Source organism: Pseudomonas sp. JV245A, assembly GCF_032424515.1.
GTDB lineage: Bacteria > Pseudomonadota > Gammaproteobacteria > Pseudomonadales > Pseudomonadaceae > Aquipseudomonas > Aquipseudomonas protegens.
Genome location: NZ_VYKE01000032.1, coordinates 40,589 through 52,156 on the forward strand (window position 1 = coordinate 40,589; position 11,568 = coordinate 52,156).

Annotated in this window: 10 protein-coding genes and 1 pseudogene; 8 read left to right on the forward strand and 3 right to left on the reverse strand. The window is 63.9% G+C overall.

The annotated features are described in order from the left end of the window. Nucleotides 1-78: 78 nt before the first annotated feature. From glmU to glmS, 3 genes are all read left to right on the forward strand, one after another. A complete protein-coding gene (gene glmU / locus F6S12_RS12160; protein ID WP_015637572.1) occupies nucleotides 79-1,446 on the forward strand; it encodes a bifunctional UDP-N-acetylglucosamine diphosphorylase/glucosamine-1-phosphate N-acetyltransferase GlmU in 1,368 nt (455 codons plus the stop codon). 160 nt (nucleotides 1,447-1,606) lie between these two features. Continuing rightward, nucleotides 1,607-2,377: a DeoR/GlpR family DNA-binding transcription regulator gene (locus tag F6S12_RS12165; protein WP_169892547.1), complete on the forward strand. Its 771-nt coding sequence runs from the start codon at nucleotides 1,607-1,609 to the stop codon at nucleotides 2,375-2,377. A gap of 10 nt (nucleotides 2,378-2,387) precedes the next feature. Then, nucleotides 2,388-4,220, forward strand: a complete 1,833-nt coding sequence (gene glmS, locus F6S12_RS12170; protein ID WP_019095991.1) for a glutamine--fructose-6-phosphate transaminase (isomerizing) — start codon at nucleotides 2,388-2,390, stop codon at nucleotides 4,218-4,220. A 93-nt stretch (nucleotides 4,221-4,313) separates the two neighbouring features. Here glmS and F6S12_RS12175 read toward each other — a convergent pair whose 3' ends face one another. The 3 genes from F6S12_RS12175 to F6S12_RS12185 form a co-directional block, all read right to left on the reverse strand. Further along, nucleotides 4,314-4,700, reverse strand: a complete 387-nt coding sequence (locus F6S12_RS12175; RefSeq protein ID WP_015637570.1) for a hypothetical protein — start codon at nucleotides 4,698-4,700, stop codon at nucleotides 4,314-4,316. Nucleotides 4,701-4,981: 281 nt separating this feature from the next. Continuing rightward, a complete protein-coding gene (locus F6S12_RS12180) occupies nucleotides 4,982-5,443 on the reverse strand; it encodes a hypothetical protein (RefSeq protein ID WP_212805813.1) in 462 nt (153 codons plus the stop codon). Nucleotides 5,444-5,448: 5 nt separating this feature from the next. After that, nucleotides 5,449-6,675 carry a PAAR domain-containing protein gene (locus tag F6S12_RS12185; protein ID WP_015637569.1) on the reverse strand — a complete coding sequence of 409 codons (1,227 nt, stop codon included), beginning with the start codon at nucleotides 6,673-6,675 and terminating at the stop codon, nucleotides 5,449-5,451. 351 nt (nucleotides 6,676-7,026) lie between these two features. Here F6S12_RS12185 and F6S12_RS12190 point away from each other — a divergent pair, with 351 nt between their 5' ends. From F6S12_RS12190 to F6S12_RS12210, 5 genes and pseudogenes are all read left to right on the forward strand, one after another. Continuing rightward, nucleotides 7,027-7,347: a hypothetical protein gene (locus F6S12_RS12190; protein ID WP_011064373.1), complete on the forward strand. Its 321-nt coding sequence runs from the start codon at nucleotides 7,027-7,029 to the stop codon at nucleotides 7,345-7,347. A 70-nt stretch (nucleotides 7,348-7,417) separates the two neighbouring features. Beyond that, nucleotides 7,418-8,320 carry a LysR family transcriptional regulator gene (locus tag F6S12_RS12195; RefSeq protein WP_145713511.1) on the forward strand — a complete coding sequence of 301 codons (903 nt, stop codon included), beginning with the start codon at nucleotides 7,418-7,420 and terminating at the stop codon, nucleotides 8,318-8,320. 126 nt (nucleotides 8,321-8,446) lie between these two features. Continuing rightward, nucleotides 8,447-9,076 carry a glutathione S-transferase family protein gene (locus tag F6S12_RS12200; RefSeq protein WP_053154760.1) on the forward strand — a complete coding sequence of 210 codons (630 nt, stop codon included), beginning with the start codon at nucleotides 8,447-8,449 and terminating at the stop codon, nucleotides 9,074-9,076. 23 nt (nucleotides 9,077-9,099) lie between these two features. Beyond that, nucleotides 9,100-11,139: a pyridoxamine 5'-phosphate oxidase family protein gene (locus tag F6S12_RS12205; protein ID WP_315868936.1), complete on the forward strand. Its 2,040-nt coding sequence runs from the start codon at nucleotides 9,100-9,102 to the stop codon at nucleotides 11,137-11,139. A gap of 105 nt (nucleotides 11,140-11,244) precedes the next feature. After that, nucleotides 11,245-11,568 (forward strand): annotated as a pseudogene (locus F6S12_RS12210) (DUF3142 domain-containing protein); the annotation flags it as partial.

Here is an 11,568-nt window from a genome sequence, read left to right on the forward strand (position 1 = left end):
CTCGGCTACCCTTTTTATTTTCCGCCATTCACCCCCCCTCTTGGTCGCAGTCTGACCTTCCAGGATTGGTAGCCAGTCATGTCTCTCGAAATCGTTATCCTCGCCGCAGGCCAGGGCACCCGCATGCGTTCGGCGCTGCCCAAGGTTCTTCACCCGGTCGCCGGCAACTCCATGCTCGGGCATGTTATCCACAGCGCCCGGCAACTCGACCCACAGCGTATCCATGTGGTGATCGGCCACGGTGCCGATGCGGTGCGCGAGCGGCTGGACGCCGACGACCTGAATTTCGTGCTGCAGGACAAGCAACTGGGTACCGGCCATGCGGTGGCCCAGGCCGTGCCTTTTATCACTGCTGACACGGTGCTGATCCTCTACGGCGACGTGCCGCTGATCGAAGTCGAGACCCTGCAGCGCCTGCTCAAGCAGGTGGGGCCGGAGCAACTGGGCCTGCTTACCGTCGAGCTGGACGACCCTACCGGCTACGGGCGCATCGTTCGTGATGCCGACGGCAAAGTCGTCGCCATCGTCGAGCAGAAGGATGCTGACGAAGCCACTCGCGCCATCACCGAAGGCAACACCGGCATTCTCGCAGTGCCCGGCAAGCGCCTGGGCGACTGGACCGGCCGGCTGTCCAACAACAACGCCCAGGGCGAGTACTACCTCACCGACGTGATCGCCATGGCGGTCAGCGACGGCCTGATCGTCGCCACCGAGCAGCCCCACGACGCCATGGAAGTGCAGGGCGCCAACGACCGCAAGCAACTGGCCGAGCTGGAGCGGCACTACCAGCTGCGGGCCGGCCGCCGGTTGATGGCCCAGGGCGTGACCTTGCGCGACCCGGCACGCTTCGACGTACGCGGCGAAGTCACGGTGGGCCGCGACGTGCTGATCGACATCAACGTGATTCTCGAAGGCCGGGTAGTGATCGAGGACGACGTGGTAATCGGTCCCAACTGCGTGATCAAGGACAGCACCCTGCGCAAGGGCGCGGTGATCAAGGCCAACAGCCACCTCGATGGCGCGGTGATGGGCGAGGGCAGCGATGCCGGTCCGTTCGCCCGGCTGCGTCCCGGTACCGTGCTGGAAGCCAGGGCTCATGTGGGTAACTTCGTCGAACTGAAGAATGCCCACCTGGGCCAGGGTGCCAAGGCCGGCCACCTGACCTACCTGGGCGACGCGGTGATCGGTGCGCGCACCAACATTGGCGCCGGCACCATCACCTGCAACTACGATGGGGTGAACAAGCACAAGACGATCATGGGCGAAGACGTGTTCATCGGCTCCAACAACTCGTTGGTAGCACCTGTGGATATCTCCTCCGGCGCCACCACGGCTGCCGGTTCCACCATCACCCAGGATGTGGCCCCGGCTCAACTGGCGGTCGGCCGCGCCCGGCAGAAGAACATCGACGGCTGGAAACGGCCGGAGAAGATCAAGAAGGACTGAGGTTATCCACAACCGCGGAACCCTGTTCGCCGGCAAGCTGGCTCTTACACCCATCTGTAGGAGCCGGCTTGCCGGCGATTTTTTTCACCTGTGCGCTTGACGAAGTTTCGATCTTGGGTTTTTATTGCTTCCGTTATCTTTCGAATCGAAACTTAAAGCCATCATGTCAAAACGCAACACACCTCAACGTCGCCACAACATCCTCGCCTTGCTCAATGAACAGGGCGAAGTGAGTGTCGACGAGTTGGCCAAGCGTTTCGAAACCTCTGAAGTTACGATTCGAAAGGACCTGGCCGCCCTGGAGAGCAATGGCTTGCTGCTGCGCCGCTACGGTGGAGCGATCACCATGCCCCAGGAACTGGTCAGCGATATTGGCCAGCCCGTATCCCTCTACAAGCAGGCCATTGCCCGCGCTGCGGTGCAGCGTATCCGTGAGCATGCCCGGATCATCATCGACAGTGGCAGCACCACCGCCGCGATGATCCCCGAGCTGGGCCTGCAGCCTGGCCTGGTGGTCATGACCAACTCGCTGAATGTGGCCAACGCCCTGAGCGAGCTGGAGCACGAGCCGGTGCTGTTGATGACTGGTGGCACCTGGGACCCGCATTCCGAGTCCTTCCAGGGCCAGGTGGCCGAGCAGGTTCTACGCTCATACGACTTCGACCAGCTGTTTATCGGTGCCGATGGCATCGATCTGGCCCGTGGCACTACCACCTTCAACGAACTGCTGGGTTTGAGCCGGGTCATGGCCGAAGTGGCCCGTGAAGTGGTGGTGATGGTCGAATCCGACAAGATCGGCCGCAAGATTCCCAACCTGGAGCTGCCGTGGAGCAGCGTCCATACCCTTATTACCGATGATCGCCTGCCCTTAGAGGTCCGCGACCAGATCCAGGCCCGCGGCATAACTCTGATTTGCGCGGCTGTCAGCTAGGAGAGAAACCATGTGTGGAATTGTTGGCGCCGTTGCTGAACGCAATATCACCGCCATTTTGCTGGAAGGCCTCAAGCGCCTCGAATACCGCGGCTACGACAGCGCCGGTGTGGCGGTCTATACCAATGCCGGCAAGCTGGAGCGCATGCGGCGCCCGGGCAAGGTCAGCGAACTGGAGCAGGCCCTGGCCAGTGAGCCGCTGGTCGGCCGCCTGGGCATCGCCCACACCCGCTGGGCCACCCACGGTGCGCCATGCGAACGTAATGCCCACCCGCATTTCTCCGGCGACCTGGCGATCGTGCACAACGGCATCATCGAGAACCACGAAGCCTTGCGCGCGCAGCTCGGCGCCCTGGGTTACGAGTTCACTTCGGACACCGACACCGAAGTCATCGCCCACTTGCTGAACCACAAGCTCAAGGACCTGGGAGACCTCACCAAGGCCCTCAAGGCCACCGTCAAGGAGCTGCATGGTGCCTACGGCCTGGCCGTGATCAGCGCCAGCCAGCCGGACCGCCTGGTTGCGGCCCGCAGCGGCAGCCCGCTGGTGATCGGCCTGGGCCTGGGGGAAAACTTCCTCGCCTCCGACCAGTTGGCCCTGCGCCAGGTCACCGACCGCTTCATGTACCTGGAAGAAGGTGATATCGCCGAAATCCGCCGCGACAGCGTGCAGATCTGGGACATCAACGGCAAGGCCGTGGAACGCGAAGCGGTGCAGTACCGCGACGGCGCCGAAGCGGCAGAGAAGGGCGAGTTCCGCCACTTCATGCTCAAGGAAATCCACGAGCAGCCATCCGTGGTGCAGCGCACCCTGGAAGGCCGTCTGAGTGCCAACCAGGTACTGGTCCAGGCCTTCGGTCCGCAAGCCGCCGAGCTGTTCGCCAAGGTGCGCAATGTGCAGATCGTCGCCTGCGGCACCAGCTACCACGCCGGCATGGTCGCCCGTTACTGGCTGGAAGAACTGGCCGGCATCCCCTGCCAGGTGGAAGTGGCCAGCGAGTTCCGCTACCGCAAGGTGGTGGTGCAGCCCGACACCCTGTTCGTGACCATCTCCCAGTCCGGCGAAACCGCCGACACTTTGGCCGCTCTGCGCAATGCCAAGGAGCTGGGCTTCCTCGCCAGCCTGGCGATCTGCAACGTCGGCATCAGCTCCCTGGTGCGTGAATCGGACCTGACCCTGCTGACCCAGGCCGGTCGCGAGATCGGCGTGGCCTCGACCAAGGCCTTCACCACCCAACTGGTGGGCCTGCTGCTGCTGACCCTGTCCCTGGGCCAGGTACGTGGCACCCTGGCCGCCGGCGTGGAAGCCGAGCTGGTGGAAGAGCTGCGTCGCCTGCCGATCCGCCTGGGCGAAGCCCTGGCCATGGATGGCGTGGTGGAAAAAACGGCCGAGCTGTTTGCCGACAAGCACCACACCCTGTTCCTCGGCCGTGGTGCCCAGTACCCGGTGGCGATGGAAGGCTCGCTCAAGCTCAAGGAGATTTCCTACATCCACGCCGAAGCCTATCCGGCCGGCGAGCTCAAGCACGGCCCCCTGGCGCTTGTGGATAACGACATGCCGGTGGTTACCGTGGCACCGAACAACGAGCTGCTGGAAAAGCTCAAGTCCAACCTGCAGGAAGTGCGCGCCCGTGGCGGCGAACTGATCGTGTTCGCCGACGAGCAGGCCGGCATGACCAATGGCGAAGGTACCCACGTGATCCAGATGCCGCACATCCACGACATCCTCTCGCCGATCCTCTACACCATCCCGCTGCAGCTGCTGTCCTACTACGTGGCCGTGCTCAAGGGCACCGACGTCGACCAGCCGCGCAACCTCGCCAAGTCGGTGACCGTGGAGTGAGTTATCCACAGTGACCGCCCAGGTGCTCGCTCTTGCAACAAGGCGCTCCAGATGAGCGCCTTGTTGCAGGGGGCTGCTTCACATGGCGCCGACTCAGTTGGGCGCTAGCAGCGAGCGAAAGCGTGAATCGCTGCGGGTTGGGGCCAGGGTGTACAGCTGTTCTTTCTTGTCGATCCAGGTGTAGAGCGCGTATTCCTTGTCGCTGTCACCAACGTGTTTGCCCAGGCCATAAACCGAAAGATGACTGCTCGGGGTATTGCCATACGTGTAGAACATTGAGCAGGTGCGGTTACGTTGTTTGTCGCGCCAGGTGTAGTGATGGACAGCTTGATTGCCAATGTACAGGGGCTCGCCATCCACCGTCAGGTTGCCACGATCAAGGCGATCGAAGAGGAAGTTCATGGCTTCGATCTCGAAACCATCATGGTTGAATTGGTCAAGGTTGCCGACCAGTGTGATTGCAGGATTCAAAGTGGGCATATCAGGCCTCTCTCTACTGTGATGGGTTGCCAAAATGGCAAGCCCATCTCAGCGCCATGCCGCTGCCAGCATCAGTAGGAAACAATTCCGCGACAGCATTCGGGGCGATATTTCCTTGGGCTGGCGAGACAGTCTTTAATCTTCACTATCACTCAAGTGATGGTCCTGGATCATCGAAGCTGACACAGCAAGAGGGGAGCCCAGCCAAGCTCCCCTCTTTGTTATTTCCCTTTGCCTGCCTGCAGCGCTCGTCGCTCAGGCGTGGCGGTGCTGAACAGCGCTCAGCGCGAATGCTGTATCGAAACAATGTCGCCAGTCGACGCGTCGATATCCACCCTGAACATTGCCTGGTCACGCTGACGGCTGAACATGCAGGTAAAGATGCTGGGCGAAACCTGCGGGAACTGCTCGAACCAGCTGTAGATACCTGCTTCGAGCTGGCCATTGATCAGTAACTTGTCGGCAATCCTGATCTGTTGCTGGCGGTCGCCGGAGACCACGTAGAGGGTTGCGGCCACGCCCGTATCGTCATCGTTCCACAGGATGGCCAGGTGTTGCCGATCCGGCACCACGATCGCCAGCAGGCCGCGGCTGTTGACCACGCTCAGGAGCTGTTCCTGCCAGCGCCAGCGAGCCTCGACGACCCGGCAAGGAGACCACCCCAGGGCGATCATCTGGTCCACCGTCATGTTTTCGTCGATGACCTTGCCGTCTTCGCGGATCCGCTCGAAATCACTAATCACAACTTTCACTCCACAGGCAGCACACCAGGCGTGCCGACAATTTTCAGATTCCTGTCACCGACGAACTCCACCTGCTGCACGCCGCCCTTGTAGTTCTCCAGCGGGCCGGTGATACCACTGTGAATCTTTTGCGGTGCGGTGGTTTCGACGGTGATCACATGGGATACGTCTGTCTTGAATCGATCGAGGATCACCAGTTTATCCCGAGCATAGGCCTGGCTGGGAATCGGCTCGGGGGCGGCGAAACCTCCGAAGGCTGGCTTGCCCTGCATGATGGCTTCGGCCTGGCCCTTGGCGACGACCATCTGGTATTGCCTTCCCGGTGGCACTATTTCGGTCTTGACCTGGGTGCCTTCCAGCCAAGCCGGCAAGTTGCCCTCGGCGACCATCGCCTCGTTGACCTGGGCGGCCGTGCGCACCTCGAGCACCTGCGACTGGTTGGCCAGTCGCGCGGCATTGCGTTCGGCGCTCAACTTGGCCATTTTCGGCCCGGCGCCGAGCAGCGCCAGGCCGGCGATACCTTGCAGCAGGTCACGGTAGCCCGGGCCGAGCCGGTCGCCGAGCTGGCCCAGCAACTCCATGCCGCCATAGATCGCGGCCCCCACCGCCACGGTGGTCAGCAGGGCCGCGAGGCCGGCCATGGCGGCCAGCACCAGCGCGCCGGCGGCGGCGACCAGGCCCAGCGCCTCCAGGCCGGTATGCAGCCAGCCCTCGATATCCAGCACGAATTCCACCTGCAGCGTCGGACCGCCGATGAAGGTGTTCGGGCTACCGGACTTGATATGCGCGCCGCAGGTCATCTTGCTGCTCAGTCGCGCCGCCGGCTTGCCGTTGATGTACACGGTAGCGCTGCCTTCGGCGATGGTGACCGGGAAGGGCCAGGGGGGATGCGCCACGGGAAAGCCGGTACAGGAACTGGACACGTCCTCGCCGGCACGCATGGCATTGCGCAAGTTGACGAATACGTTGGGACTGCCCCTTATGAGTTCACCGGTGGTTGGCTCGGGCAGATCGAAGATGGTCGACAGCCCCTTCACCAGCTGGAACATCGACAGGCCACCGGCGGCGACCGAACCCGCCAGGATCACCACCGCCAGGCCGCCTGTTGCCGCGGTCGCCGCAATGATGGCCGCGCCAATGAGAGCGCCTGCGACCGCGCCGGCGAGCATGGCAGCAACTCCGAATCCATGGGCGATGTCGTCGCCCAACCGCGCTGCGGCCTGTACATCCATGCTGAGACTCCGCCTGCGATGCGATACGCATCTTCCCTGGGGCCAGTGGGTGGCCCGAGCGGCGGATTATCAAAGAGTAACCGGGGGCGCGGCAAGAGCTGGAAGGCAGTCTGTCGTCACAGGGGACCACTCGCGCTTCACGCCGCCGGCGGGAAGGAACCAAACGGCTGGGGTGCACCCTTGTCCTTGCTCGCCTGTCCGCGTTGGATCTTCGAAAAACAATTGAAATCAGAGCGTTATTTTTGTGCGACAGTTTTGGTTCTGCGAATCCACTGCGAGTGCCAGTGGACGCCCCGGCGAATCCCGACTTGTGCACAGGCCGGAATTTTTTAGCGCGCTAATGGAAAACCAATGACACTTCGCCTGATTCATGGATGGATGATCGTTCTGATGGTGGCTGTCCTGGGCCTGGGAGTCCTGACCCCAGTGCTCTCCAACAGCCTCTTGCTGCTGATGGACCGAACCAATTTCATTCCTGCTGAATCGTCCATCTGGACCTTTGAACCGACCCTGATCAACCAGGGTTCCTCTTCCTATTGGCTATACGGTGAAGATCAGCAGTACTACTTCTATTTTTCCTACGCCCAAGACCAACCTTACCGGTTGATTGCCAAAACCAACCGTTGCCCCGGATTCGACAAGCACGAGGTGCAGACCTGGTGCGCTCCCTGACGTCGTGGCCGTGGATTATGCTGCGCGTGCGGGGCGCCTGTCGGGCGGGCGCTGCCAGGTGAGATAAGACATGGACAGGTTTCAGGAAATGCAGGTGTTCGTCTGTGTGGCCCAGGAGCAGGGGTTCGCCGCGGCTGCGCGGCGCCTTAACCTGTCGGCGGCCAGCGTCACCCGGGCCGTGGCAGCCCTCGAACAGCGCATCGGCACCCAGTTGCTGGTACGCACCACCCGCAAGGTGCACCTGAGCGAAGCCGGGCAACGTTATCTGGAGGACTGCCGACGCATTCTCGCCGAGGTCCAGGATGCCGAGGCCTCGGCCGCCGGCATCCACGCCCAGCCACGGGGGCAACTGAGCCTGACTGCGCCGGTGCTGTTCGGCGATCTGTTCGTCACCCCGCTGCTGGTGCGCTACCTGCAGCGTTATCCACAGGTCAGCATCAACGCCTTGCTGGTGGACCGAGTGGCGAACATGGTGGATGAAGGCATCGATGTGGCGGTGCGCATCGGCGAATTGCCGGACAGCGGCCAGCACAGCATCCGAGTAGGCCAGGTGCGCCGGGTGGTCTGTGCAGCCCCCGGATTCCTGGCGACCCATGGTTGCCCCCAGCACCCCGATGACCTGCGCCAGGCTCCGCTGATTGCGCCATCCTCCACCGGCCAGGCGCGCCACTGGCAATTCAACGACGCCGGGCGCGCTCTGAGCCTGCGCCCGGAACCGCGGCTGCTGGTGAGCGCCAACCAGGCCGCCATCAGTGCCGCCTGCCTGGGGCTGGGCCTGACCCGGGTGCTGTCCTATCAGGTGGCCGATCAGGTCGCTGCCGGCCAGCTGCAGATCGTGCTGGCGGATTTCGAGCTGCCGCCCTTGCCGATCCACGTGGTGTACCAGGGCGGTCGCAAGGCGCCGGCGCGGGTACGCAGCTTTGTCGATTTCGCCGTGCAGGCCCTGCGCGAGCATCCATCGCTCAATACTTGATCAGCTTTATTGCGCTGGCTGAAATGCCGGATTGCGATTTCTGGTGATTCTGTTGTTTTGCGTCATGGACCAAGATGGCCCTGCCAGCGCGGCCCTTCGACCGCGTCCCAGCCTGCGGAGTCGAGCATGTCCCTGCTTCCCATCAAGTTCTACAACTTTCCCCGGTCCGGCCACGCTCACCGCGTCGAGCTGATGCTGTCGCTGCTGGACCTGCCTACCGAAACCATCTTTGTCGACCTGGCCCAGGGTGCCCACAAGCAGCCCGAGTTCCTGGCCCTCAACGCCTTTGGCCAAGTACCGGTGATCGATGACCAGGGCACGGTGCTGGCGGACTCCAACGCGATCCTGGTGTACCTGGCGCAACGCTATGGCCGCGGGCGCTGGTTGCCTACCGACCCGGTGGGCGCGGCGCAGGTACAGCGCTGGTTGTCGGTGGCGGCGGGGCCGATCGCATTCGGTCCGGCGGCGGCGCGACTGATCACGGTGTTCGGCGCCACCTTCAATGCCGAAGAGGTCATTGCCCGCGCCCACGGCCTGCTCAAGGTCATGGACCAGGAACTGGCGAGCCGGCCGTTCCTGGTGGGTGAACAGGCGACCATCGCCGACGTCGCCGGCTACAGCTATATCGCCCACGCGCCGGAGGGCAACGTGTCCCTGGCCGATTATCCCAATGTGCGGGCCTGGCTGGCGCGGATTGAGGCCTTGCCGGGCTTCGTGCCCATGCCGTCCACGGCGGCGGGGCTCAAAAGCGCCTGAGGCGCACCTGCGGAGGCAGCACCATGAGCAACAGTTCTCCCTGGCATGCCGGCGAGCGGCAGTTGCAGGCCCGGGCCGGAGTGGCCGAGCGCATGGAGGCCTTTGGCACCAAGGTGATCCGCCAGGCGATGCCGGATCAGCACCGGCAGTTCTACGGGCAGCTGCCGTTCATCCTGGTGGGTGCGGTGGATGCCCAGGGCAACCCCTGGGCGAGCATTCTCGAAGGCCCGCCCGGTTTCGCCCAGGCCCCCGAGGCGACCCGGCTGCGCCTGGGCAGCCTGCCTGCCGCCGACGACCCCGTGCAGTTGCAGGAAGGTGCGGCCCTGGGCTTGCTGGGCATTGAACTGCACACCCGGCGGCGCAACCGCCTCAATGGCCGGGTCAGTGCTGTGGACCGTCACGGCTTCAGCGTGAGGGTGCAACAGGCGTTCGGCAATTGCCCGCAATACATCCAGCAGCGCGAGCTGCAGCAGGTGCCCTTGAGCGACCCCGCCAGCCGGCCGGCAAAGTATCGCGACGGCCTGGATGCTGAGGCTCGGGCCCTGATCGGTGGCGCCGACACCTTCTTTGTCGCCAGCTACGTCGACCTGGACGGCCAGCGCTCGGTGGATGTGTCCCACCGTGGCGGCCAGGCCGGGTTCGTCCGGGTCGAGGGCAATTGCCTGACCATCCCGGATTTTGCCGGCAACCTGCACTTCAACACCCTGGGCAACCTGCTGCTCAACCCCCGGGCCGGCTTGTTGTTCATCGACTTTCACAGCGGTGAGTTGCTGCAGCTCAGCGGCCGCACCGAAATCATCCACGACGGGCCGCTGGTCAAGGCCTTCCAGGGCGCCGAGCGGTTGTGGCGCTTTACCGTGGAGCGGCTGGTACGGCGCCCGGCGGCGCTGTCCCTGCGTTGGCAGTTGCAGGGTTTTTCCCCCAACAGCCTGCTGACCGGCAGTTGGCCGCAAGCCGAGGCTCGGCTGCGCGCCACGGCCCTGGGCCAGCAGTGGCGGCCATTGCGGGTGACCCGGATCGAGGACGAAAGCAGCAGCATTCGCTCCTTCTACCTGGAGCCGGCGGATGCAGCCGGCGCCCCGAGCTTTGTGCCCGGCCAGCACCTGCCCGTGCAGGTCGTGCTCGACGGCCAGCCGCTGATTCGCACCTACAGCCTGTCCAGCGCGCCTTCCGATGATTTTCTGCGTATCAGCATCAAGCGCGAGGGCCAGGTTTCCCGCCACCTGCATCAGGCACTCAAGGTCGGCGACTTGCTGCAGGCCCGCGCTCCACAGGGGCGTTTCACTGCCGATGCGCTGTCGTCACAGCCACTGGTGCTGCTGGCGGCCGGGGTCGGCATCACACCGTTGCTGTCGATGCTGCGGGAGGTGCTGTACCAGGGCCTGCGCACCCGGCATACCCGGCCCACCTGGTTGATCCAGGGTTCGCGCACGCTTGCCGAGCAACCCTTTGCCAAGGAGCTGCAAACCCTGCTGGCGCAGGCTGGGGATTCAGTGCGGCTGCTGCGCCTGCTCAGCCAGCCGGAAGCCGGGGCCCGGCCGGGTGCTGGCTTCGATCATTGCGGGCGCATCGATGTGCAACTGCTGCTGGCGCAACCGGACCTGGATCTTGACCGCGCAGACTTCGTGCTCTGCGGCCCCGGGGCCTTTACCCAGGGCCTGTACGACAGCCTGCGGGACCTGGATATCGACGACCGGCAGATCCATGCCGAAACCTTCGGCCCTTCGACCCTGCGCCGCCGGCCGGACCCCGAGGCCGTGCCCTTTGCCCAACCGCCTGCCGCCACCCTGGCCGTGGCGGTGCGGTTCCAGCAGGCCGGCCGGGAGCTGTCCTGGGAGCCGGCCAGCGGCAGCCTGCTGCAACTGGCGGAGAGTGCCGGCCTGCATCCGCCATTCAGTTGCCGTGGCGGCTCCTGCGGCACTTGCCAGACTCGGTTGATCAGCGGCCAGGTGAATTATCCACAGGTGCCTGCACAGTTACCGGATCCGGGGCAGGTACTGATCTGCTGCGCGGTGCCGGCGGCTGTGGATAACCTGGTGCCAGCGTTGGTGCTGGACCTGTAGAAGCGGGAAAAACTCCTTGCGGCGATTGCTGCCAACCGCGCTGCTGCGTAGGCTGGCGGCTGCTTTGTCGCAGTAGCTGCGGGTTGTAAGTGAGGGGGGAAGGCCCTGCGGTTCTTTTCGCTGCCTCGCGGGCCCGGCAGCGGCTACAGGCGATGTCGATCAGGTGTATGGCGCCCGGTATTCCGGGGCTTTTGCGTTAAAGGGAATCAACGATTCATGCTCCCCCGGTTTTTGCTCCGTCTTTGCGCCGTGCTGGTCTGCGGGCTGCTGCTCAATGCCTGTCGTCATGAAGAGGGGCCGCCCCTGGATCAGCAGCTCTATATCTGGCAACGCCAGTGGACCCCGGCCCACGCCGACGCCCTGGCAGGCTCGCGGGCGGACTTTTCCACCGTCCGGGTGCTGGCCCTGCAGGCTTTTCCACAGGCCGGC